Here is a 23,050-nt window from a genome sequence, read left to right on the forward strand (position 1 = left end):
AGGAACAGCTTTTTTTCTTGAAAAATTTTGTTATAATTTTAAATGTTACAAATAAAGGGGTAAGGGGCAAATTCATGGAAGAACTAAGCTTTCAAGTCATTATTTTATTAATTGCATTCGGATTTTTAGCTGCTTTTATTGATTCGGTTGTTGGAGGGGGAGGGTTAATTTCGCTTCCTGCACTTATGTTTGTTGGTTTATCACCAGCTTCGGCAATCGCAACGAATAAATTAGCTGCAACGATGGGGACGCTTACGAGCACAATTTATTTTATTCGATCAGGTAAGGTGAATTTTCGGATTGTAGGAAAGTTAATCCCGTTAACTATTATTGGAGCAGTCGCAGGGGCTTTAGTAGTAAAGTTTATTCCGCCTGATATTTTGCGTCCACTAGTGCTCGTAATGTTGGTTTTTATTGCCATTTATATTATTGCGAAAAAAGATTGGGGAAGTGCATCTACCTATAAAAAGATGACAAAAGGAAAAACATTAATGTTTTTCTTTGTTATTTTAATGATAGGATTTTATGATGGATTTTTTGGACCAGGGACAGGATCCTTTTTAATTTTTGCATTTTTATTAATTGGTTTGGATTTTATTCAAGCGGCAGCATCTGGAAAACTTTTGAACTTCGTTAGTAATATCGTATCTTTAATTACTTTTTTATTTTTAGATGTGATTCATTTTGAATACGGTATAATTATGGGCTTATCAATGATTTTAGGTGCTTATTTTGGTTCGAAGTTTGCGGTTCAAAAAGGTGTTGGATATGTAAGGACTTTATTTTTATTAGTTACTATTTTATTAATCGGGAAAAATGTTTTGGAATATACTCATATTTTGTAGATTCATACGTATGTATGAATCTCTTTTTTTATTATATTTTAAAAATTTATTAATTTTTAAAATATAAGTCTAGGAATATTTGAATAAATCTAAATTATCGTGTAGAATAATGTTGTAAAATGTAAACGTTTTTCTAAGGGGAGGCTAAAAAGATGGTAGTAGCATACAAACATGAGCCATTTACAGATTTTTCAGTAGAGGCTAATAAATTAGCGTTTGAAGAGGGTTTAAAGAAAGTAGAATCTTATCTTGGACAAGACTATCCATTAATTATCGGGGGAGAAAAAATCACTACAGAAGACAAAATTGTTTCTGTAAACCCTGCAAATAAAGAGGAACTTGTTGGTCGTGTTTCAAAAGCAAGCCGTGAATTAGCTGAAAAAGCAATGCAAGTAGCGGATGCAACATTCCAAACTTGGAGAAAGTCAAAACCAGAAATGCGTGCAGATATTTTATTCCGTGCTGCAGCAATCGTTCGTCGTAGAAAACATGAGTTCTCTGCTATTCTTGTAAAAGAAGCAGGTAAACCATGGAATGAGGCAGATGCTGATACAGCAGAAGCAATCGATTTTATGGAATATTATGCTCGTCAAATGTTGAAATTAAAAGACGGTATTCCAGTAGAAAGCCGTCCAATTGAATATAATCGTTTCTCTTACATTCCATTAGGAGTAGGTGTTATCATTTCTCCTTGGAATTTCCCATTCGCAATTATGGCAGGTATGACAACAGCTGCCGTAGTTTCTGGTAACACAGTATTACTAAAACCAGCTAGTACAACTCCTGTAGTAGCAGCGAAATTTATGGAAGTATTAGAAGAAGCTGGTTTACCAGCTGGCGTAGTAAACTTCGTTCCAGGTAATGGTTCTGAAGTTGGTGACTATTTAGTAGATCACCCTCGTACACGTTTCGTTAGCTTCACTGGATCTCGCGATGTAGGTATTCGTATTTACGAACGTGCAGCAAAAGTAAACCCAGGACAAATTTGGTTAAAACGTGTTATCGCTGAAATGGGCGGTAAAGATACAATCGTTGTTGATAAAGAGGCAGATCTTGAATTAGCAGCTAAATCTATCGTTGCATCAGCATTCGGATTCTCAGGACAAAAATGTTCTGCATGTTCTCGTGCAGTAATCCATGAAGATGTATACGATCATGTATTAAATCGTGCTGTTGAATTAACAAAAGAATTAACAGTAGGTAACCCAGATGCAAAAGATATTAACATGGGACCTGTTAATGACCAAGCTGCATTCGATAAAGTAATGAGCTATGTTGCAATTGGTAAAGAAGAAGGTAAAATCGTATCAGGTGGCGAAGGAGACGATTCTAAAGGCTGGTTCATCCAACCAACAATCGTTGCTGATGTTGCAGAAGATGCTCGCTTAATGAAAGAAGAAATCTTCGGACCAGTAGTAGCATTCTGTAAAGCAAAAGACTTTGATCATGCACTTGCAATTGCAAACAATACAGAATACGGTTTAACAGGAGCAGTTGTTACTAACAACCGTGACCATATTGAAAAAGCACGTGAAGACTTCCACGTTGGTAACTTATACTTCAACCGTGGATGTACTGGTGCAATCGTAGGTTACCAACCATTCGGTGGCTTTAACATGTCTGGTACAGACTCTAAAGCTGGTGGCCCTGATTACTTAGCGCTTCACATGCAAGCAAAAACTACTTCTGAAACTTTATAAGAAATAGTAGAAAAGATCTTCACAGACTGTGAAGATCTTTTCTTTTTGAGAAACTCTCTATAATAGAAGCTAGTTAATTTCAATCAAGAAAGGTTTCCAAATATTACTATTTTTTCTTTTGGATTAGTTAAACCTTGTTAATATCGGGATAAACATGAAAATAGAAACAAAACAGCGAGAAAAATTGACTTATTAGTCATATTTTTTAGTATTCATTTTGAGGATTTCCTGTATAATACAATTTGAAAGAAAATCTATGGTTAGACAAGAGAACACTCCTTTCGGCTTTGCTAACTGAAAGGAGTGTTTTTTTTAGGTCGCTAAAAACTCTTCTGTACTCATTATATTTGCGTATACTCCATTTAAACTCGCCAAAATTGTATTATGAATATAAACAGCTGGTATAGTAGCATTCTTAAATGAAAGATCTTTTGTAGCACAAGCATCGTGTATTACGGTACAGTGAAGACCAAAATCAAAAGCAGCTCTTACTGTAGCATCAATACACATATGGGTCATCATCCCGCATATTACGACGTGCTCAATTCCTGAACGTTGTAATTGTTCTAGAAGATCAGTTTCTCGGAAGCTATTTGGATAATGTTTAAGGATAACGGTTTCCTCTCTAAGTGGACGGACATTTTCGTGAATATGGACACCTTCTGTATTGGGTAGGAAAAAAGTAGCGCTATCTTTTATAGCTACATGTTGGATATGAAAAATAGGTTCGTTTCTTATTCTAAAATGTTGTAGTAGCTGACTAGCATATTCACTTGCTTCTACTGGATTACGTAATTCCATCATTCCGCTTGGAAAATAATCATTTTGAATGTCGACGAGCAAAAGAGCTGTTTTCATATATCTATCTTCCTCCGATTTCATATTCAAATAATGTTATTCAATGAATAGAGAAGATTCTCCTTTTTAAAAGTATGAGTGAGAAGGCTTTTACATAACTTTAAAAATCACTATTGTATTGTTACTTCTTATTTGAAAATTTAAATAGAGCAATAATTAATATTTTTCCGAAAAATGTATTGACTCTCATTATTCTGAGTTCTATAATAAGACTTAATTAAACGACAATTAAATCGATACACTCTTATCCAGAGAGGTGGAGGGACTGGCCCTACGATACCTCAGCAACGGGTTTTTTAATACCGTGCTAACTCCAGCAAGCCTATAAAGGCTTGGAAGATGAGAAGATGTGAATGAGTACATATAAAAGTGCTCTCCTTCTTATCTTTTATTACTGATAAGGAGGAGAGCACTTTTTATTTTACCTCGAAAGCTCTACTTCAAGTTTTACAGCATATAGGAGGGAAGAAAATGATTTCTTTTAACAATGTAAGTAAAGTATATGAATCAGGTGGGCAATCTGTTCATGCGGTTGAGGATGTAACGCTGTCAGTTGAAAAGGGCGAAATTTTTGGCATTATCGGATTTAGTGGTGCTGGAAAGAGTACGCTATTACGTTTAGTAAATATGTTAGAAAGACCAACTGCAGGAACAATTTCAATAGATGATAAAGATATTACATCATTATCGGCGAAAGAATTACGGACACTAAGACAAAGAATTGGTATGATTTTCCAAAGCTTCAATCTATTTAATTCAAGAACGGTGTTTGGGAACATTGCTTATCCATTAAGGTTAGCGAAATTGCCGAAGAATGAGATAAAAGAAAGAGTGAATGAACTACTAAAATTTGTTGGTTTAGAAGATAAAGCGAACTATTATCCAGAACAGTTATCAGGTGGGCAAAAGCAGCGTGTTGGGATTGCAAGAGCACTTGCGACATCACCCGATATTCTCATATGTGATGAGGCAACATCAGCTTTAGATCCGGAAACAACAACAGAAATCTTAAATTTATTAAAGAAAGTAAATAGAGAGTACAATTTAACGATTCTACTTATTACACATGAAATGCACGTTGTGAAAGAAATTTGTCACCGTGTAGCCGTTATGGAAAAAGGAAAAGTAATTGAAGAAGGAAAACTGTTTGACGTTTTCACACAACCAAAAACAAAGACAACTCAAAATTTTGTACGCTCTGTTATTAATGATCACTTACCAGAAAGTGTTCTAGCGAAAATTCAAAACGGAGGTCAGATTTATCGCCTGACTTTTACTGGGGAAGAGACAGGGCAGCCTGTACTATCATATATTGCGAAAAACTATAACGTCGATGTAAATGTTCTTTATGGAAATATTATTGAACTCCAAAATGTGCTATTTGGAAATCTTCTTGTAGAACTACAAGGTGAACAGAAAGAAATTCAAAAAGCATTACAACATCTAAGACTGCAAGTGCAGCTGAAGGAGGTAGAAGCTCATGCGAGTTGATTGGAGTATATTTTGGCCTCGCATATTAGATGCGACGGGGGATACCCTCTTAATGGTAATTGTAACCCTTATATTCGCTACAATTCTCGGTATACCTCTAGGTTTACTGTTGTATGTAACGAGAAAAGGAAATTTTTTAGAAAATAAATGGGTCTTTTCTATTCTTAATATCATAATTAATACAATTCGTCCGGTTCCATTCATTATCTTTTTAGTAGCTTTAAGCCCACTAACAAGAAGTGTTATTGGAACGACGATTGGAACGGCTGCAGCAATCTTCCCAATGACGTTAGTTGCATCAATTGGTATTGCTAGAATGGTTGAAACCAATCTTGTTTCTGTTCCGAAAGGAGTAATTGAAGCAGCACAAGCAATGGGCGCTTCACCACTTAGAATTGTTTTTGAAATCCTCGTACCAGAAGCTTTAGCACCATTGATCCTAGGTGTCACGTTTATGACGGTCGGTTTAATTGAATTTTCTGCAGTCGCAGGACTTGTCGGTGGTGGCGGTCTTGGTGACTTAGCAATGACATATGGTTATCAACGCTTCGATACGTCAGTTATGTTTGTAACGGTCGTTTTACTTATTATTCTTGTACAGGTGGCTCAAAATTTAGGGAACTACTTTGCGAAAGTCTTTTTACGCAGATCATAAAAAGGAAGAGGGGAAAAGAAAATGAAGAAAATTTTAGCATTTGCATTATCAGCGATCGTAGGAATTACAGCATTAAGCGGCTGCTCAGGTGGAGACACAGGTGCAGGAGCGAAAGAGAAAGTAGTTCGCGTCGGTGTAACTGGAACAGATGGAGACGTTTGGGAAATTTTAAAGAAAAAAGCTGAAAAAGAAGGGATTAAAATTAAACTGGTTGAGTTCTCTGATTACACAACACCCAACAAAGCGTTAGCTGATGGAGATATTGAACTAAACTCATTCCAGCACATTGCTTTCTTAGAGCAATTTAAAAAGGAGCATAAGTTAGATATTACAGCTGTTGGTACAACACAAATTGCACCGATGGGCTTATACTCTGAAAAATATAAGAAAGCAAATGAAATCCCAGATGGTTCGGAAATTGCTATTCCGAATGATCCAACGAACCAAGCACGTGCATTAAAACTTCTTGATGCAGCTGGATTATTAAAGCTTAAGAAAGATTTTGGTCTATTTGGGGATCCAAGTGGTATCGCTGAAAATCCAAAGAAGCTAAAAGTTACACCGGTTATCGCACAGCAAACACCTCGTGTGTTAAAAGATGTAGCGGCTTCAGTTATTAATAACGGTGTTGCTGGTCAAGCTGGATTAGACCCAGCGAAGGATCCAATTTTCTTAGAAGATCCAAATAATGAAAATGCAAAGGCCTATATTAATATTTTCGCAGCTCGTACGAAAGATAAAAATGATCCAACACTGAAAAAAGTAATTGAGTTATACCATTCAAAAGAAGTAACAGATGCAATTAAGAAAGAAACAAATGATGGTTCAATTTCAGTAGATCTTTCACTTGATGAGCTTGAAAAAATCGTAAAATAATTATTGAGTTTAACGACTAACAGTAGGAACCCCTCCGCTGTTAGCTCGTTCAACATATAATCTACTTAACAAACAAAACCCTAATTCTGTACCTTCTAATTTTGTATAACATAGAATCCAATGTTTGTTAAGTAGAGTGATGGACCAGGAGTTTTCCTGGTCTTTTTTTAATTAAAGCAGCTGGCTAATAATAAGGAAATCCAAATTATGATTGGGTAAGAGATTAAACTAAAAATGAGTGTACTTGCTAATTTCTTTTTAGGGATTAATAGTTTCTTTGATGAAAATAAGAAAAGAGAAAATAGGATAATGATAGATGCTGAGATTACTCCTGGATTATAAGAACGATAAATGAAATACAAGATAATATGCTGAACGGCGTTAAAGAAGATACAGCCCTGTATAAAAATGATCAAATAAATAGAAGATATGATGCTTAATTGATATAGAATGACTATGAGTAAGACGAAGGTTGTTAATATGGAAATTGCAATGAAAAATTGTTTGTTAGTTATAAAATGGATCGAAAATCGATTAGCGATATATTGTGGCATTTGGAAAGCTTCTTCAAGGTTATGAAAAAAGAATAGAAGGGGGATTAGCCAGATTGTATTAGTGGTGAAATGTCTTGGTGAAGATGTTTTTATCAACTTATATCAGCTCCAATAAAGGGATAGAAAGCCTATAAGAAAAGGCTTTCTACAAGGGTATAGTTATTCAATTATGATGCTTTTTAAATTACTCTCAGGTTGCGGTTGTTCTTCAGCATAAGAGGAGAGCTCCTCTTGCAAAATATTTAGTGCGTGCTTAGCTGATTGCTGAATCGGATTCGGTAGCTCTTCTAATATACGCATACCGATTTTTATTTTTGTACGAATTACCTTTCTTAGTAATTCATCATGCATGTACTACACCTCCAAACCGAATGTTTAGTACATCATCTTCAAAATTAGCTCCTTGAATAGAAAGGTGTGTTAATGTTTTTGGTAAGGTGATATTTCGCTTCATAGAGCCGGCTCGAATAATAAGTTCATCACCTTTTTGATTTAATGAAAGTTCACTTTTGTTTGAGAAGGGAATGGACAGAACGAAAATATACTCATCGCCATCTTTTTTTACATATTGTGTGCGGCCATTAAATTTCACTTCAGTAGGAGAGGGGTCTGATTTAAATAAAGCATTTCCTACACGCTCTAACATAGGTAAACCAACAACTTCTTGTTCAAACATGGGAGCTTCGTAAATAGGAAGTGGCTGAAAACTATCTTTAATTAACGCCTTATATTTCTTTTGTGTATCTTTCCATGCCTGAAAGTAAGGGTCGGTAACAGTGTTAGGGATGACGCGGTTAATCATAATGGCATCTACGTTATAATCGTATAAGTTTAAATAAGTAAAACTACGCTGAGCTTCTTTAATGACCATTTTTTCAGGATTTACAACAACGCGAATACTCGTTACTTCTCGGTTTGATAAAATATCTCTCATTTCTCCAAGTTGTTCAAGCGTATTCGTTAATTCGTCCATAATATCATCAGTTGGAAGGGGGACACCAAGAAGTGGTTGAGCTACAGGACGAACAACTTTTAAAATCTTCCTTTTAATAGGAAAGAGTTTTTCCATCCACCAGCCGAGCATGTCTGGAAAGCTAAGCATTGCTAAAGTTTCTCCAGTCGGTGCGCAATCAATAATGATGACGTCGTAAGTGTTGTGTTTATAGTAATCGAGTACTCGAAGTAAGCTAATTAAATCTTCCATACCAGGGAACATCGTTAATTCTTCTGTTGTAATATCATCAGCTGCTTTGGAAGTGAAGAGTAGTGTAATATATTTCTGCAATTTCCCCCAGCCTTTTTCCATTTCATAAATAGTGTTAATTTCTTGTGCCCACAAGTTTTCGCGAATTTCTAGTGGCTCAGAAGATAGTTTTATGCCAAATGAATCCCCTAAACTATGAGCAGGATCTGTACTCATTACTAATGTTTTTAATCCTTGTTTTGCACTTTGGATTGCTGTTGCTGCTGAAATGCTAGTTTTTCCAACGCCGCCTTTACCTGTATACAGAATAATTCTCATCATTAATATCCCCTTTGTTTCGAATGTCGAATATTACGAGTGTCGAAATATTTAATTGAATAAAAACCCAACTAGGGTCTTATTCAATCGGAATGTTTTTCATTTTAGGTGTAGAAACCTTTTCTTCTGTTTTTTGCTGTGACGTAGCAATGTGATTCATGATCTTTTGGAATATTTGTAGTAAGAATGCTTTTTCTTCTTCTGACAATGCATCTGTCACTAGGCTAAAGTAATGGGCCGCATTTTGTTTTACTTCTTGAACGAGCATTACGCCGTTTTCTGTTAAACGAATTAATACAATGCGTCGATCGCTTTCATTCCGGTAGCGTTCAATATATCCCTTTTTTACAAGGCGATTTACAACGCCCGTTGTTGTACTCATCGGTATATCAAGAAGATCAGCAATTTTTGTCATTGTAATATCCGTATTTCGCTCCATCCAAAGTAAACAAAATACTTCTGTCTTGGAAAGTGTTAAATCAAGACTTACCCATTCTTCAGGATAGAAAAGTTTCTTGGCGTTATCTAACAGTAAGTCTAAAAAATGTTCATATTGTAACAATTATTTCCACTCCCGTATATTTCGAGGTTCGTAATATTTGTTTTTATTTTATGTGGAGTTGAAATAAATGTCAATGTTTTTAACTGTTTTTTCGGATTAGAAAGAAAATTATCTTCAAAATAGAAATTTTTTGTGATAGATTAATAAATAGAAAAATGATTTTACATAAAAAACCATTGTGATAAATATATTTATCTATAATAGGTGTACAGCTAACGAGGGGGAGAACGATGAGAAGACGAAATACGCAAGCGTTCACGTTTTTAGCATGGACTTCATTTGTTTGTGCGCTTTCAGGAATGCTAATTGGGATTTACACGTTAGATGAAACGCTTAGTGTAAAAGGGTACTATTTAATCGGAACATTATTTTTAACGATGTCTTGTTTTGTATTACAAAAAACAATTCGTGATAATGAGGAAGATAATGAAAGATTTCCGAAAAATAAATCGTTAGATAAAGAGTAAATTGTAAAGAAAGGCACTTGCCTTTCTTTTTTTATGTAAAAATGCCGTAAGTGCCGTGTGTTGACTTGCTTGAAGTACTGAAAATTTGGTATCATCAATAGTATTGTAGATTGAACGATATATTATGGAGGTGGCCTAGCCGTGTCAAGAATTTCCGTTGAGAATGTAAAGCACGTAGCACATTTAGCACGTCTTGCAATTACTGATCAAGAAGCAGAAAAATTTCAAAAACAACTAGATGCAATTGTTACATTTGCAGAACAGTTAAATGAATTAGATACAACTGATGTAAAACCAACAACTCATGTATTAACTATGAAAAATGTTATGCGTGAAGATGTGCCAGAAAAAGGTTTACCAGTAGAAGAAGTATTAAAAAATGCACCGGATCACAAAGATAATCAAATCCGTGTTCCAGCAGTATTAGAATAGAGGAGGGAATTTCGATGTCATTATTTGATCATTCTGTATCAGAGTTACATAAGAAGTTAAACAACAAAGAAATTTCCGTTACGGATTTAGTAGAAGAATCTTACAAACGTATTTCGGATGTTGAAGATAACGTAAAAGCTTTTCTTACATTAGATGAAGAAAATGCACGCGCGAAAGCGAAAGAATTAGATGCAAAGATTGGTGCTGAGGATAATGGTTTATTATTCGGTATGCCAATTGGTGTAAAAGATAACATTGTAACTAACGGTCTTCGTACAACTTGTGCGAGCAAAATATTAGCAAACTTCGATCCAATTTACGATGCGACAGTTGTACAAAAGCTAAAAGCTGCTGACACAGTTACAATCGGTAAATTAAATATGGACGAGTTCGCAATGGGTTCTTCAAATGAAAACTCAGGCTTCTACGCTACAAAAAATCCATGGAACTTAGATTACGTTCCAGGCGGATCTAGTGGTGGTTCTGCAGCAGCAGTAGCAGCAGGAGAAGTATTATTCTCTCTAGGTTCTGATACGGGTGGTTCTATCCGTCAGCCAGCTGCATATTGTGGCGTTGTAGGTTTAAAACCAACTTACGGACGCGTATCTCGTTACGGATTAGTAGCATTCGCATCTTCACTTGACCAAATCGGACCGATTACACGTACAGTAGAAGACAATGCATACTTATTACAAGCTATTTCAGGTATTGACCGTATGGATGCAACTTCTGCAAACGTTGAAGTAGGAAACTACTTAGCTGGTTTAACAGGTGATGTTAAAGGTTTACGTATTGCTGTACCGAAAGAATACTTAGGCGAAGGTGTTGGCGAAGAAGCTCGTGAGTCAGTACTAGCTGCTTTAAAAGTATTAGAAGGTATGGGCGCAACTTGGGAGGAAGTATCTCTTCCGCACTCTAAATACGCTCTAGCAACGTATTACTTATTATCTTCTTCTGAAGCATCTGCGAACCTTTCACGCTTTGATGGCGTACGTTACGGTGTTCGTTCTGATAATGTAAATAACTTATTAGATCTTTACAAAAACACACGTAGCGAAGGTTTCGGTGATGAAGTAAAACGTCGTATTATGCTTGGTACATTTGCTCTTAGCTCTGGTTACTATGATGCATATTACAAAAAAGCACAACAAGTACGTACATTAATTAAAAATGACTTTGAAAATGTATTTGCTAACTACGATGTTATTATTGGACCAACAACGCCAACTCCAGCATTTAAAGTGGGCGAAAAAGTGGACGATCCAATGACAATGTATGCAAATGACATTTTAACAATTCCAGTAAACTTAGCGGGTGTTCCAGCGATTTCTGTTCCATGTGGATTCGGTGCTAACAACATGCCACTTGGTCTACAAATCATTGGTAAACACTTCGATGAAACGACGATTTACCGCGTTGCACATGCGTTTGAGCAAGCAACAGACTATCATACAAAAAAAGCAAGTCTGTAAGGAGGCGAGCATAGATGAATTTAGAAACAATTATTGGTTTAGAGGTTCACGTTGAGTTAAAAACAAATTCGAAAATTTTCTCTGCGAGTCCAACAGAATTCGGAGCGGAGCCAAATACACAAACAAGTGTAATTGACTTAGGATACCCAGGGGTACTTCCTACTTTAAATAAGGAAGCAGTTAACTTTGCAATGAAAGCCGCAATGGCATTAAACTGTGAAATCGCAACGGAAACGAAGTTCGACCGTAAAAACTATTTCTACCCAGATAATCCGAAAGCTTACCAAATCTCTCAATTTGATAAGCCAATTGGTGAAAATGGTTGGATTGAAATCGAAGTAGACGGTAAAAAGAAACGTATCGGTATTACACGTCTTCATTTAGAAGAAGATGCTGGTAAATCAACGCATGCAGCTGACGGTTCATTAGTAGACTACAACCGTCAAGGGATGCCTTTAATCGAGATCGTATCTGAGCCAGATATGCGTACTCCAGAAGAAGCATATGCGTACTTAGAGAAGTTAAAATCAATCATTCAATATACAGGTGTATCTGATTGTAAGATGGAAGAAGGTTCTCTTCGTTGTGATGCGAATATTTCACTTCGTCCAGTTGGACAAGAGAAGTTCGGTACAAAAGCAGAACTGAAAAACTTAAACTCTTTCACTTACGTGCAAAAAGGTCTTGAGCATGAGCAAGTGCGCCAAGAAAAAGAATTATTATCTGGTGGTATCATCCAACAAGAAACACGTCGTTATGACGAAGCAACGAAGAAAACAATCTTAATGCGTATAAAAGAAGGATCTGACGATTACCGTTACTTCCCAGAGCCAGACTTAGTTGAACTTTACATCGACGATGAGTGGAAAGAAGAAATTCGTGCTTCTATTCCAGAACTTCCAGATGCACGTAAAGCTCGCTATGTTGAAGAAGTTGGCTTACCAGCTTATGATGCGCATGTATTGACATTAACGAAAGAGATGTCTGATTTCTTTGAAGCAACAGTTGCAGACGGTGCTGATGCGAAATTAACATCAAACTGGTTAATGGGTGAAGTACTTGCATACTTAAACAAACAACAAAAAGAATTAAAAGACGTTGCATTAACGCCAGCTGGCTTAGCTAAAATGGTTCAATTAATTGAAAAAGGTACAATTTCTTCTAAAATCGCGAAGAAAGTATTTAATGAATTAATTGAAAAAGGTGGAGACCCAGAAGAAATCGTTAAAGCGAAAGGTCTTGTTCAAATTTCTGACGAAGGAACACTTCGTAAGGTTGTAACAGAAATTCTTGATAATAATGAGCAATCTATTGAAGACTTTAAAAACGGTAAAGACCGTGCAATTGGCTTCTTAGTTGGTCAAATTATGAAAGCTACAAAAGGACAAGCAAATCCACCGCTTGTTAATAAAATCTTACTTGAAGAGATTAATAAGCGCTAAAAAAAGAGAAGAATTCTTATTTTTGAACGCTAAAATAGTATAGATTCTTAAAGATTAAACAGAAAAAACACCCGTATTTGGGTGTTTTTTCTGAGTTAATCAAACGTTTGTTTAAATGGTGAAAAATAATTTAAACAAACGTTTGATTAACTGTCAAAAGTGAAAAAATGTTTGTATAGCAACTATGGTATGATAGTTGCAAAAAGGTGGGAATAATGATAAATCTAGACATAGAGAGTTTTTTCATCTCATGAAATAATAGATAATTATTATTCATTATATGTAAATTGATGTGAGAGAATGGATAGACATAAAGTGAAACTTTAATCAGTGGGAGTTTTACTGCCTGCAAATAGCGGGATAAATTTCTTGGTTAAATAAAGCAAAACTATCAGGAGTGAATAGTTACTTTTGATGGGCTACACGAATCGGGTTCTTACTGCCTGTTTGAGCGGAATTAAAGAAGGATAGGAAGATGAGAGGAGGTAAGCATAGGGATACTGAATAAGGGTTCGGTGTATTCGTTTTTCAATGAATAAGGAATTTCCTGTGCTAATAAATGATGAAGCGAGCAAGAATTATTTATAATCCTACTTCTGGGCGCGAGCTATTTAAGAAGAGCTTACCAGAAGTATTACAAAAATTAGAACAAGCTGGATATGAAGCGTCTTGTCATGCGACAACTGGTCCTGGAGATGCGACTGTGGCAGCGAGGCAAGCTGCGGATCGTAAGTTTGATGTTGTTATCGCAGCTGGTGGTGATGGTACGTTAAATGAAGTAGTGAACGGTTTAGTAGGACATGAGCATCGTCCAAAGTTTGGAATTATTCCAGTTGGAACGACAAATGATTTTGCGCGTGCGATCGGTGTACCTCGTGTTATTGAAGAGGCTGCGGATATTATTTGTGAAGGAACAACGGTACCGTTAGATCTTGGTAGAGCAAATGATACATATTTCATTAATATCGCTGGTGGCGGCCGTATTACAGAATTAACATATGAAGTACCAAGCAAGCTAAAAACGGTATTAGGCCAACTTGCTTACTATTTAAAAGGAATCGAAATGTTACCATCATTACATCCAACATATGTTGAAATTGAGTATGATGGGAAGTTGCTACAAGAAGAAATTACGATGTTTTTAATTACGAATACTCGTTCAGTTGGTGGATTCGAAAAAGTAGCACCATATGCATCTATTAACGATGGATTATTTGATTTATTAGTACTGAAAAAAGGTTCTATCGCTGATTTAATTAAAGCAGCAACACAAGCGCAGCGTGGGGAACATATTAACAATCCGAAAGTACTATATACACAAGCGAATCGTATTAAAGTGCATTCACCTGATAAATTAATGATCAACTTAGATGGTGAATATGGCGGAGATGCACCAATGGAATTTGAAAATATATATCATTGTCTGGAACTATTTGTTCCTGAACATCAAGAGGATGCCCTGTAAAGGCATCTTTTTTTTGCTTTCACCTCACTATTTGCGAGTAATAAGATTCCCCCACTGATTAAAGTTTCTCTATGTGCAGATGAATTGTAAATTGTAAGTTAGTTTGATTTTTATGGTATTTTTACAATCCGTTTATTTTATATCCATATTTTATTGATACACTGGAAGAGATAAGAAATGAGAGGTAGGATGCTATGGAGAAGGTAAAAGCAATATTATTTGATAAAGACGGGACATTAATGGATTTTCATTCAATTTGGATAAAAGTAGCTGAAGAGCTTGTCGCTGAATGTATAAAATTATATCAACTCCCACAGTCAATGCAGCAGGCTTTATTAAAAGAGATTGGCGTAGATGGAGCATTTGTTCACCCGCGTAGTGCGCTCGCTGCTGGAACGAGTCTTGATGTGGCCAAGGGGCTTTGTAAGTATATTGCATCATCTAGAGAAGAAGAGATGCATCAATGGGTGAGTGAAAAGTTGTTTGCTCTTATGTACGAGCATCGTTCACATATGAGAATGACGGCAGATTTACCGAAAGTTTTACAAGCGTTAAAGGATAGAGGGTTTATTCTAGGTGTCGTTACAGCTGATGATTTCGCGCCGACAGAATTATTTTTAAAGCAATATCAATTGGAAGCTTTTTTTGATTGTGTTATAGCTTCAGATACATTTCCAGCACAGAAGCCAGATAAAAAAATTGTAGAATCGTTTTGTGAGAGATTTAATTTAGAGACATGTGAAGTAGCAGTCATCGGGGATACACCGACGGATTTACATTTAGCGAAAAATGGTGGCGACTGTTATGCGATTGGCGTACTATCTGGTACGGGTGATCGTCAAACGTTAGAACCACTTGCAGATTTAGTATTACAATCTGTTGAAGATTTAATTTCTCATTCAGGTGAGTTTATTTGGGAACAAGGAAAGTCTAATGTATAAATGAATAAGTCTATAAAGACTCTATATGAGTCTTTATAGACTTATTTTTTTATGCCGAGATAGTAAGAGAATGGGATGAATACTAGAAAGAGGAAGTTGGCATGCATCTTGCAATATAAAGAGAAAACATTGTATAGAAAAGGATGGGGTACACAGTGAACACAAAAAAATTTGCTAAAGTAAATGAACAAATTCCAGGACCGAAAGCAGCGTCTTTATTAGAACGCCGCCAAAATATAGTACCAAAAGGAGTAAGTAATGGGATTCCAACATTTGTACAGTCTGCAAATGGTGCACTCGTAACAGATGTGGATGGAAATCAGTACATTGATTTCGCAGGAGCAATTGGGACAATTAATGTAGGACACTGTCATCCAGCCGTTAAAGAAGCGCTTCATAAACAAGTAGATCAATATATTCATACTGGATTTAATGTGATGATGTATGAGCCATATATTGAATTGGCAGAAAAGCTGGCCGCATTAGCGCCAGGTAATTTCGATAAACAAGTGCTGTTTTTAAATAGTGGGGCAGAAGCGGTTGAAAATGCAGTGAAGATTGCTCGTAAATATACGAAGAGACCTGGAATTATCGCATTTTCTAAAGGATTTCATGGGCGTACATTAATGACAATGACGATGACAAGTAAAGTAAAACCATATAAATTTGGATTTGGCCCATTTGCTCCAGAAGTATATAAAGCGCCATTCCCATATGAATACCGTCGCCCAGAAGGGTTAACAGAAGAGCAGTATGATGATTTTATCATTGAAGAGTTTAAGAACTTCTTCATATCAGAAGTAGCACCAGAAACAATTGCAGCAGTTGTAATGGAACCTGTTCAAGGGGAAGGCGGATTTATCGTTCCAAGTAAGAAATTCGTTCAAGAAGTACGCAGCATTTGTTCAGAGCACGGTATTTTATTTGTAGCTGATGAAATTCAAACAGGCTTTAGTCGTACCGGAAAATACTTTGCAATTGATCATTATGATGTCGTTCCAGACTTAATTACGGTATCTAAATCATTAGGTGCTGGTGTACCGATAAGTGGTGTCATTGGGCGTAAAGAAATTATGAATGAGTCTGCACCGGGAGAACTGGGCGGAACATATGCAGGAAGCCCACTAGGATGTGCGGCTGCATTAGCTGTGCTTGATGTAATAGAAAAAGAGAAATTAAATGATAGAGCGATAGAAGTAGGGAAAGTCGTAATGAACCGATTCCAAGAGATGAAAAACAAATATAATTGCATCGGTGATGTGCGCGGCTTAGGGGCAATGTGTGCATTCGAGCTCGTTCAAGATCGCAAGACGAAAGCGCCTGATAAAACACTAGCGTCTAATTTATGTGCAGAAGCAAATAAGCATGGATTACTTCTACTATCAGCAGGAACATATGGAAATGTTATTCGTGTTTTAATGCCATTAGTGATTACAGATGAGCAACTTGAGGAAGGTTTAACAATAATTGAAGAATCATTGCAAGCTTGTTATGAGCAAGCAAATATCGCTCGTGTTTAAAGAATTGGGATAACTTAAAAAAGGGCATAAAGCTTTTCTTTTTAGGCGGAAGAGAGCATCTGGTCATATATAGAATCGATCAGCCCCTTTTCCTGCCCCATGCCAAGCTAAAACAAAGTGAGGGTGTGGTTGCGATGGCATTCTGTATTTTTCAAGGCAGCGAATTATGTGTTGAAAAATATAAATAGATTTGTATAAATAACAAATTGAAAACATTCTAGCTTACTCTATATAAAATGCAGAAAATTCACTTTATAATAAAGGTAGTGAAGTGAATCGATGGATTTAAAGTAAGGGGTGGCTAGGATGGTTGCAGAAAAGGAACGAGTGTTGATGGATTTACAAGATGTATTTGAATATGCATTTGACGAAATTTTTGTTACGGATGATAAAGGAATCGTTGTACGTGTAAATAGCATGTGTGAAAGACATTACCAGCTCTCTGCTAAGGAATTAGTAGGAAAGCATGTAAAAGAACTACAAAAAGAAGGGATTTTTTATCCGTCTGCAACGTTAGAAGTAATTGAAAAGAAAAGGCCAGTTGAACTTGTTCAAACAACGAAATCAGGAGAGTATTTGCATGTTCGTACAAGGCCTGTTTTTGATGATGAGGGAAATTTAAGAAGAGTGATTAGTTATTCTCGTGATCTTACAGAACTCTATCAATTACGTCAAAAGGTAGAGGAAATGGATAATCAGTTAAAAACATATAAAAAAGAATTAAGAGAAACATATGAACACGAAGGACTTATTTTTAAAAGTATCGCTATGCAAAAAATAATCGAAACAATAAAAAAAGTATCAGTAGTAGATAGTACTGTTCTCGTATTAGGTGAGACTGGAGTGGGGAAAAGCCGATTAGTACGCCATTTGCATGAAGTGAGTCACCGGAAGAATGAAAGTTTCTATGAAATTAATTGTGCGGCATTGCCGACGAATTTAATCGAATCTGAGCTTTTTGGATATTCAGGTGGGTCTTTTACAGGTGCAAATCGTGAAGGGAAAAAGGGGCTATTAGAATCAGCGCATAGAGGAACTCTTTTCTTAGATGAAATTGGTGAAATGCCGCTTGAAATTCAAGCGAAGCTTTTGCAAGTATTGCAAGAAAAAACGTTTCGTCCTATAGGCGGAAGAGAATTAAAAAAGGTGGACGTTAGAATTGTAGCGGCAACAAATAGAGATTTAAGTACGATGGTGAAACAAGGAAAATTCCGGAAAGATTTATACTATCGTCTGAATGTCATTCCAATTTCAATTCCGCCACTTCGGGAGAGAACAGAAGACATTTTGCCGCTCATCTATCATTATTTACAGCATTTTAATAAAAAGTACGGACGTGATGTGAAGTTAGCACCTAGTACGTTACAAATGTTTGTAGGGTACCCTTGGGAAGGAAATAATAGAGAGATTGAAAATGTAATTGAACGAATTGTTATCACTGCTGATGATTTTGTAACGGTAGAAGATTTGCCACTATCTATGCAAGAGGCAACAGTTGAACAATCTGGACAAAGTCTTTATAGAATGCTGGAAGAGGTAGAGAGAAATATTATTCTTAAAGCGTATAAAACGTATGGATCAAGTTATAAAGTGGCTGAGTTTTTGCAAATAAGTCAATCTGCTGCTACTAGGAAAATTAAGAAGTTTATAGAGGAGGAAGAAAACATTGGATAAAAAAGCGACGTTCGTAAACTTAGATAAAAAAGCGATGTATATAAATGGTGAGTGGATTACACTGCAAGAACAAATCGAAGTGAATAATCCAGCGACAAAGGAAGTATTTGCAACTGTACCAAAGGGCGGGATTACAGAGGCAAAGCAAGCAGTTGATGCTGCACATGAGGCTTTTAAATTATGGTCAAAATTAACGGCAGCGGATCGCGCAGTAAAGTTAAAAAAATGGTTCACGCTCATTGATGAAAATAAAGAAGAAATTGCAGCAATCATGACGAGAGAGCAAGGGAAGCCGTTTGCAGAAGCACTTGGTGAAGTGAATTATGCAAATAGTTTTGTTGAATGGTACGCAGAAGAAGGAAAGCGAATATACGGTGAAATGATTCCTGCTTCTCATCCGAATAAGCGTATTTTAGTTATGAAGCAACCAGTTGGGGTTATGGCAGCTATTACGCCTTGGAATTTCCCGGCTGCTATGATTACGAGAAAGGTAGCTCCAGCACTTGCAGCAGGCTGTACGGCAGTTGTGAAACCAGCGAGTCAAACGCCATTAACTGCATTGAAGTTAGTTGAATTAGCACATGAAGCAGATATTCCAAAAGGTGTAATAAATATTGTAACAGGTAGTGCAAAAGCAATTGCTGATACGTGGATGGAAGATGAGCGCGTTCGAAAAGTTTCCTTTACAGGATCAACTGAAATTGGAAAAGAATTAATGGCTAGCGCTGCGCAAACGATGAAAAAGGTTTCGCTTGAATTAGGTGGTCACGCTCCATTTATTGTTATGAATGATGCTGATTTAGATAAGGCGGTAGAAGCGGTAATTGGTTCGAAATTCCGTAACGCAGGACAAACGTGTATATGTACAAACCGCATCTTTGTTCAAGAAGAAGTGTATGAAGAATTTGCAGGGAAGTTCACAACAGCTGTAGAGCAGCTTAAAGTCGGAGATGGATTCGGCGAAGGAACAACTGTAGGTCCACTTATTGATGCGAATGCAGTTTCGAAAGTACAAGAACATATTGAAGATGCAATTCAAAAGGGCGGAGAAGTTTTATACGGTGGCCATAAATTTGCAGAGTTAGATGGTTATTTCATTCAGCCAACAGTAATTGGATTGGCAAATGACAAGATGCTTTGTATGAATGAAGAAACATTTGGACCGGTTGCACCAGTTGCGAAATTTAAAACAGTTGAAGAAGTAATCGAACGAGCAAATAATACACCATATGGCTTGGCTGCTTATATTTTCACAAAAGATATTAGCCAAGCATTCCAAATTAGTGAAGCGTTAGAGTACGGAATTATCGGCTTAAACGATGGCCTTCCATCAGTTGCACAAGCACCATTTGGAGGCTTTAAAGAAAGTGGTATCGGCCGTGAAGGAGGCCATTTCGGTATCGAGGAATATTTAGAAATTAAATATATTTCGTTAGGACTATAAGTAGTATACTAGAATCTCTATAAGGTAACAGAGAAGGAGATTCTAGTATGGTATATTGGCTATTATTACTCGTAACAATTATTTTTGAAGTAGCTGGAACGATTGCGATGAAGTTATCGAACGGTTTAACAAAGCTTGTTCCAAGTGTACTTATTTTCGTATTCTATGGAATTTGTTTCAGCGTGTTTGCTATCGTTGTTAAAAAGATTAATTTAAGCATTGCTTATGCAATTTGGTCTGGTGTGGGAACGCTACTTATTACAATCATTAGTGTGTACTTTTTTAAAGAGCATATTAATTTATTCCAAGCATTTTGTATTCTCTTTATTGTTTTAGGAGTAATTGGACTGAAAGTGTCATCGGCATCATAAAAGGCTATCTTCCGGCGTGGAAGATAGCCTTTTATTTTTATTAAAACGCCCAGTTACCTTTACGGAAGATCGGCTCATGTCTTCCATCAGCTGTAATGCCGTCGATATCAAGCTCAGCTGATCCAATCATGAAGTCTTCGTGTGTAATACTAGCGTTTGCGCCATTTTCAGCAAGTTCTTCTTTAGACATTGTTTTTCCGCCAACTAAGTTAAATGCATAAGCATTTCCGATTGCAAGGTGGCAAGATGCATTTTCATCAAATAGCGTATTGTAGAATAAAATATTTGTGTTTGAAATTGGTGAATCATGAGGTACTAAAGCTACTTCGCCTAAGAAGTGAGAACCTTCATCTGTTTCTACTAAATGTTTTAAAGCCTCTTCACCAGATTCAGCTTTATAGTCTACGATACGTCCGTTTTCAAATGTTAACGTGAAGTTATCAATAATGTTACCTGCAAATGCTAACGGTTTTGTGCTAGATACTTGGCCGTTCACACCTGTTTTAAGAGGCATTGTAAATACTTCTTCAGTTGGAATGTTAGCCATAAATGCTACGTTCTTTTCATTTAAGCTACCAGCACCAGCCCATACATGCTTCTCTGGAAGTTCGATTGTTAAGTCTGTTCCAGGGCCTGTATAGTGAAGAGCTTTATAATGTTTTTCGTTTAAGTAATCTACTTTTGTATGTAGTGTTTCATCATGTTCTTTCCATGCTTCCACAGGATTTTCTAAATCAGCACGAGTAGCTTTGAAGATAGCATCCCATAGCTTTGTTTCTTGTTCTTCTGGCGCTACGTCAGGGAATACTTTTGCAGCCCATTCTTTCGTAGGAACAGAAATTACGCACCAGCTTACTTTATCTGCTTGTACATAATCACGGTATACTTTCATCGCTTCTCCAGCTACTTTATGAGCTGTTGCAATTTTCTTTGGTTCTACACCTTTTAATAAATCAGGATTCTCTGCATAGATGGACATAAATGCAGCGCCTTCTTTTGCTAATTCTTCACGAGCATGTGCTTTCCAAGAAGGGAATTCAGAGAAAGCTTCTTCAGGAGCTAGATCGAACTTTAAGCGTGTTAACGTCTCATCATTCCAATCAACATATACGTGTTTTGCACCAGATTTATATGCTTTTTCTGTAACGAGGCGTACAAACTGTACAGCCTCAAGAGGTGCACTGATTGATAAAGTTTGTCCGGGTTGAATATTAACACCAACATTGACTGCAAGGGCAGCATATTTCTCTAACGTTTGTTCAAATGACATATGTATAATCTCCTTTAGTTTGAAAGATTTCTTACTATATATAATACAAGAAAATTCTAAAAATATATATAAATATAACGTAAAAAGAGAGCTCAAAATGTATTGAGCTCTGATAGTTATTTAATCGAAGAAGCAAATTGTTCTACAGTCGTTGTATGGTGTATGCGAACACGCTTCATTTTTAACAATTCATCAGGTTCACCTTTCGTAATGAATTGTCCAGGCTTCGTTGTTGTTGCAAATTGATAGTGTTTCTTTGTTTCTGCGACAACTTTATCATCTACATGACCGAATGGATAAGCAATTGCGATAACAGGCTTACCTGTTATTTTCTCTAGCTTTTCTTTTGATCCTTTTAACTCTTCATCATAGTTTGTAATTTTCGGCAAGTCTGCGTGTGTTGCTGTGTGAGATTGTACAGAAAAAATACCTGAATCAACCATTTCTTTTATTTCAGATGTAGAAAGAGCTCCTTCTACATCAACGTTATCAACAATCATATATTCTGTTGCCGCTGGTTTAAATGTATCGTCTTTTAGTTTTTGTAAAACATGAAATGCATTCATATTATTTTTCATACCGTCATCAAATGTAACGAAAATCGGCTTGTTTACTTTATTTATATCGCCCCAGCGTTCAAACGTTAACAAAGTATAACCATTTTCTTTTAAATACTTCATTTGTGCTTCAAAGTTAGCAGGTGATACGAATAAATCTTTAATACCTTGTCCATGATAATCATCAATTGCGTGGTACATAAGAACAGGAACTTTTTGCTCGAAAGTAATAGTAGATTTCGTAAGTGGAATAGTTTTTCCGCCCTCTGTTGTTCCTGTAGCTTCAATTTGATATTCACCGCGTTTTCCTTCAAATTCTTTTATATCAAAGGGAAGTGTAAATTGTTGATTTTTCTCTTTAGAAGAAAAGGATTTAGCACTTTCCTTTCCATCAGCAGTGCGCCAAATTTTATATTGTACTTCGGTTAAAGAATCTTTTATGTCTGTAATATGAATATTTGCGTTTGTAGATTCGTGCGTAATTGGATTATAAGAAATTTTACCTTGTTCCCGCACCGTCTCTTCTTGTTTTTTGACCTCTTGTACCTTTTTCTCTTTTTTAGGTTCTTGGCTTACATTGCTAGTATTACAGCCTACTAGAATAGCAGATGTACATAAAGCAATCGCTGCGTATTTTCTCATAAAATCACCTTCTATTGTGTATTATGTTGCATGCTTACATTAAAATCCCCACCGCTATAAGAGAGGTGGGGATATACCCTTGTTCATCATATCATTTTTAGGTGAATGGTAGGTTAGTGACTTTGAATAGAGGTATTCTTGCGTTTCTTATTTGATTTGATAATGATATAACCTACTACAAAAATAAGAGGGATAATGAATACATAGATTGGCATTCCCCATACATAATAGCTTTTCATGCTTAAAACTAGTAAGTGTAAGAAGTCGAAAAGGGCGTGAGCTTTCATAAT

General features: G+C 36.3%; 22 protein-coding genes and 1 riboswitch. Of the genes, 15 read left to right on the forward strand and 7 right to left on the reverse strand.

Features of this window, described 5'->3' with window-relative positions; genetic code table 11:
* Nucleotides 1-74 precede the first annotated feature (74 nt).
* Both MKX37_RS01795 and pruA read left to right on the forward strand, forming a co-directional pair.
* Nucleotides 75-845, forward strand: a complete 771-nt coding sequence (locus MKX37_RS01795; protein WP_002029466.1) for a TSUP family transporter — start codon at nucleotides 75-77, stop codon at nucleotides 843-845.
* 152 nt (nucleotides 846-997) lie between these two features.
* A complete protein-coding gene (gene pruA, locus MKX37_RS01800; protein WP_002124887.1) occupies nucleotides 998-2,545 on the forward strand; it encodes an L-glutamate gamma-semialdehyde dehydrogenase in 1,548 nt (515 codons plus the stop codon).
* A 312-nt stretch (nucleotides 2,546-2,857) separates the two neighbouring features.
* Here pruA and MKX37_RS01805 read toward each other — a convergent pair whose 3' ends face one another.
* On the reverse strand, nucleotides 2,858-3,403 hold the full coding sequence (locus MKX37_RS01805) for a cysteine hydrolase family protein (protein ID WP_002091344.1): 546 nt from the start codon (nucleotides 3,401-3,403) through the stop codon (nucleotides 2,858-2,860).
* A gap of 241 nt (nucleotides 3,404-3,644) precedes the next feature.
* Nucleotides 3,645-3,749, forward strand: a riboswitch (SAM riboswitch).
* Between the two features lie 125 nt (nucleotides 3,750-3,874).
* Between MKX37_RS01805 and MKX37_RS01810 the strand changes: the two genes are divergently transcribed.
* The 3 genes from MKX37_RS01810 to MKX37_RS01820 are packed head-to-tail and all read left to right on the forward strand — an operon-like array spanning nucleotide 3,875 to nucleotide 6,425.
* On the forward strand, nucleotides 3,875-4,894 hold the full coding sequence (locus MKX37_RS01810) for a methionine ABC transporter ATP-binding protein (RefSeq protein ID WP_002010037.1): 1,020 nt from the start codon (nucleotides 3,875-3,877) through the stop codon (nucleotides 4,892-4,894).
* Nucleotides 4,884-5,549, forward strand: coding sequence for a methionine ABC transporter permease (locus tag MKX37_RS01815; RefSeq protein WP_002091343.1), 666 nt, complete (start codon nucleotides 4,884-4,886; stop codon nucleotides 5,547-5,549). The genes MKX37_RS01810 and MKX37_RS01815 overlap by 11 nt, the downstream gene beginning before the upstream one ends.
* 21 nt (nucleotides 5,550-5,570) lie before the next feature.
* The gene (locus MKX37_RS01820) at nucleotides 5,571-6,425 is read left to right on the forward strand and encodes a MetQ/NlpA family ABC transporter substrate-binding protein (RefSeq protein WP_002029488.1); all 855 of its coding nucleotides are present in this window, start codon (nucleotides 5,571-5,573) and stop codon (nucleotides 6,423-6,425) included.
* Nucleotides 6,426-6,592: 167 nt separating this feature from the next.
* Here MKX37_RS01820 and MKX37_RS01825 read toward each other — a convergent pair whose 3' ends face one another.
* From MKX37_RS01825 to MKX37_RS01840, 4 genes are all read right to left on the reverse strand, one after another.
* Entirely contained in the window at nucleotides 6,593-7,075 is a 483-nt protein-coding gene (locus MKX37_RS01825) for an HXXEE domain-containing protein (RefSeq protein WP_002186809.1), read from the reverse strand.
* Nucleotides 7,076-7,138: 63 nt separating this feature from the next.
* Nucleotides 7,139-7,330 carry a DUF3926 domain-containing protein gene (locus MKX37_RS01830; RefSeq protein WP_002091335.1) on the reverse strand — a complete coding sequence of 64 codons (192 nt, stop codon included), beginning with the start codon at nucleotides 7,328-7,330 and terminating at the stop codon, nucleotides 7,139-7,141.
* A complete protein-coding gene (locus MKX37_RS01835; RefSeq protein WP_002186811.1) occupies nucleotides 7,323-8,504 on the reverse strand; it encodes an ArsA family ATPase in 1,182 nt (393 codons plus the stop codon). The genes MKX37_RS01830 and MKX37_RS01835 overlap by 8 nt, the downstream gene beginning before the upstream one ends.
* 76 nt (nucleotides 8,505-8,580) lie before the next feature.
* Nucleotides 8,581-9,063 carry a MarR family winged helix-turn-helix transcriptional regulator gene (locus tag MKX37_RS01840; protein ID WP_000942491.1) on the reverse strand — a complete coding sequence of 161 codons (483 nt, stop codon included), beginning with the start codon at nucleotides 9,061-9,063 and terminating at the stop codon, nucleotides 8,581-8,583.
* Between the two features lie 230 nt (nucleotides 9,064-9,293).
* On the opposite strand from MKX37_RS01840, the gene MKX37_RS01845 reads away from it, so the two are divergent.
* From MKX37_RS01845 to MKX37_RS01890, 10 genes are all read left to right on the forward strand, one after another.
* Nucleotides 9,294-9,530: a YiaA/YiaB family inner membrane protein gene (locus tag MKX37_RS01845; RefSeq protein ID WP_002029490.1), complete on the forward strand. Its 237-nt coding sequence runs from the start codon at nucleotides 9,294-9,296 to the stop codon at nucleotides 9,528-9,530.
* Nucleotides 9,531-9,671: 141 nt separating this feature from the next.
* Complete coding sequence (gatC, locus tag MKX37_RS01850) at nucleotides 9,672-9,962, forward strand: Asp-tRNA(Asn)/Glu-tRNA(Gln) amidotransferase subunit GatC (RefSeq protein WP_000086999.1); 291 nt, start codon at nucleotides 9,672-9,674, stop codon at nucleotides 9,960-9,962.
* Nucleotides 9,963-9,976: 14 nt separating this feature from the next.
* The gene (gene gatA / locus MKX37_RS01855) at nucleotides 9,977-11,434 is read left to right on the forward strand and encodes an Asp-tRNA(Asn)/Glu-tRNA(Gln) amidotransferase subunit GatA (RefSeq protein ID WP_002010048.1); all 1,458 of its coding nucleotides are present in this window, start codon (nucleotides 9,977-9,979) and stop codon (nucleotides 11,432-11,434) included.
* A gap of 14 nt (nucleotides 11,435-11,448) precedes the next feature.
* Nucleotides 11,449-12,876 carry an Asp-tRNA(Asn)/Glu-tRNA(Gln) amidotransferase subunit GatB gene (gatB, locus tag MKX37_RS01860; protein ID WP_002010050.1) on the forward strand — a complete coding sequence of 476 codons (1,428 nt, stop codon included), beginning with the start codon at nucleotides 11,449-11,451 and terminating at the stop codon, nucleotides 12,874-12,876.
* 559 nt (nucleotides 12,877-13,435) lie between these two features.
* The gene (locus MKX37_RS01865) at nucleotides 13,436-14,341 is read left to right on the forward strand and encodes a diacylglycerol kinase (protein ID WP_002010051.1); all 906 of its coding nucleotides are present in this window, start codon (nucleotides 13,436-13,438) and stop codon (nucleotides 14,339-14,341) included.
* A 194-nt stretch (nucleotides 14,342-14,535) separates the two neighbouring features.
* The gene (locus MKX37_RS01870; protein ID WP_002010052.1) at nucleotides 14,536-15,282 is read left to right on the forward strand and encodes an HAD family hydrolase; all 747 of its coding nucleotides are present in this window, start codon (nucleotides 14,536-14,538) and stop codon (nucleotides 15,280-15,282) included.
* Nucleotides 15,283-15,437: 155 nt separating this feature from the next.
* The gene (gene gabT / locus MKX37_RS01875; RefSeq protein WP_002124901.1) at nucleotides 15,438-16,802 is read left to right on the forward strand and encodes a 4-aminobutyrate--2-oxoglutarate transaminase; all 1,365 of its coding nucleotides are present in this window, start codon (nucleotides 15,438-15,440) and stop codon (nucleotides 16,800-16,802) included.
* A 306-nt stretch (nucleotides 16,803-17,108) separates the two neighbouring features.
* Entirely contained in the window at nucleotides 17,109-18,476 is a 1,368-nt protein-coding gene (locus MKX37_RS01880) for a sigma-54 interaction domain-containing protein (RefSeq protein ID WP_002124902.1), read from the forward strand.
* Nucleotides 18,469-19,920 (forward strand): NADP-dependent succinate-semialdehyde dehydrogenase, encoded by a 1,452-nt coding sequence (gene gabD, locus MKX37_RS01885; RefSeq protein WP_002124905.1) that lies wholly within the window; start codon nucleotides 18,469-18,471, stop codon nucleotides 19,918-19,920. Before MKX37_RS01880 ends, gabD begins: the two co-directional genes overlap by 8 nt.
* A 47-nt stretch (nucleotides 19,921-19,967) precedes the next feature.
* Nucleotides 19,968-20,291 (forward strand): DMT family transporter, encoded by a 324-nt coding sequence (locus MKX37_RS01890; RefSeq protein ID WP_002029495.1) that lies wholly within the window; start codon nucleotides 19,968-19,970, stop codon nucleotides 20,289-20,291.
* A gap of 40 nt (nucleotides 20,292-20,331) precedes the next feature.
* Here the strand turns inward: MKX37_RS01890 and MKX37_RS01895 are convergent, their stop codons facing one another.
* Nucleotides 20,332-21,561: an aminopeptidase gene (locus MKX37_RS01895; RefSeq protein ID WP_002010058.1), complete on the reverse strand. Its 1,230-nt coding sequence runs from the start codon at nucleotides 21,559-21,561 to the stop codon at nucleotides 20,332-20,334.
* Nucleotides 21,562-21,677: 116 nt separating this feature from the next.
* Entirely contained in the window at nucleotides 21,678-22,760 is a 1,083-nt protein-coding gene (locus tag MKX37_RS01900) for a polysaccharide deacetylase family protein (RefSeq protein ID WP_002167040.1), read from the reverse strand.
* Nucleotides 22,761-23,050: the final 290 nt, after the last annotated feature.

Source organism: Bacillus sp. FSL R5-0709 (genome assembly GCF_038004785.1).
Lineage (GTDB): Bacteria > Bacillota > Bacilli > Bacillales > Bacillaceae_G > Bacillus_A > Bacillus_A mycoides.

What these genes read in the sequence shown, in the direction of transcription:
- MKX37_RS01820 (WP_002029488.1), top strand. Translation starts at nt 5,571, where the DNA reads ATGAAGAAAATTTTAGCATTTGCATTATCAGCGATCGTAGGAATTACA.
- gatA (WP_002010048.1), top strand. Translation starts at nt 9,977, where the DNA reads ATGTCATTATTTGATCATTCTGTATCAGAGTTACATAAGAAGTTAAAC.
- MKX37_RS01805 (WP_002091344.1), bottom strand. Translation starts at nt 3,403, where the DNA reads ATGAAAACAGCTCTTTTGCTCGTCGACATTCAAAATGATTATTTTCCA.
- MKX37_RS01890 (WP_002029495.1), top strand. Translation starts at nt 19,968, where the DNA reads ATGGTATATTGGCTATTATTACTCGTAACAATTATTTTTGAAGTAGCT.
- MKX37_RS01865 (WP_002010051.1), top strand. Translation starts at nt 13,436, where the DNA reads ATGATGAAGCGAGCAAGAATTATTTATAATCCTACTTCTGGGCGCGAG.
- MKX37_RS01795 (WP_002029466.1), top strand. Translation starts at nt 75, where the DNA reads ATGGAAGAACTAAGCTTTCAAGTCATTATTTTATTAATTGCATTCGGA.
- MKX37_RS01870 (WP_002010052.1), top strand. Translation starts at nt 14,536, where the DNA reads ATGGAGAAGGTAAAAGCAATATTATTTGATAAAGACGGGACATTAATG.
- MKX37_RS01835 (WP_002186811.1), bottom strand. Translation starts at nt 8,504, where the DNA reads ATGATGAGAATTATTCTGTATACAGGTAAAGGCGGCGTTGGAAAAACT.
- gatB (WP_002010050.1), top strand. Translation starts at nt 11,449, where the DNA reads ATGAATTTAGAAACAATTATTGGTTTAGAGGTTCACGTTGAGTTAAAA.
- MKX37_RS01880 (WP_002124902.1), top strand. Translation starts at nt 17,109, where the DNA reads ATGGTTGCAGAAAAGGAACGAGTGTTGATGGATTTACAAGATGTATTT.
- MKX37_RS01815 (WP_002091343.1), top strand. Translation starts at nt 4,884, where the DNA reads ATGCGAGTTGATTGGAGTATATTTTGGCCTCGCATATTAGATGCGACG.
- MKX37_RS01900 (WP_002167040.1), bottom strand. Translation starts at nt 22,760, where the DNA reads ATGAGAAAATACGCAGCGATTGCTTTATGTACATCTGCTATTCTAGTA.
- MKX37_RS01895 (WP_002010058.1), bottom strand. Translation starts at nt 21,561, where the DNA reads ATGTCATTTGAACAAACGTTAGAGAAATATGCTGCCCTTGCAGTCAAT.
- MKX37_RS01830 (WP_002091335.1), bottom strand. Translation starts at nt 7,330, where the DNA reads ATGCATGATGAATTACTAAGAAAGGTAATTCGTACAAAAATAAAAATC.
- pruA (WP_002124887.1), top strand. Translation starts at nt 998, where the DNA reads ATGGTAGTAGCATACAAACATGAGCCATTTACAGATTTTTCAGTAGAG.
- MKX37_RS01845 (WP_002029490.1), top strand. Translation starts at nt 9,294, where the DNA reads ATGAGAAGACGAAATACGCAAGCGTTCACGTTTTTAGCATGGACTTCA.
- MKX37_RS01810 (WP_002010037.1), top strand. Translation starts at nt 3,875, where the DNA reads ATGATTTCTTTTAACAATGTAAGTAAAGTATATGAATCAGGTGGGCAA.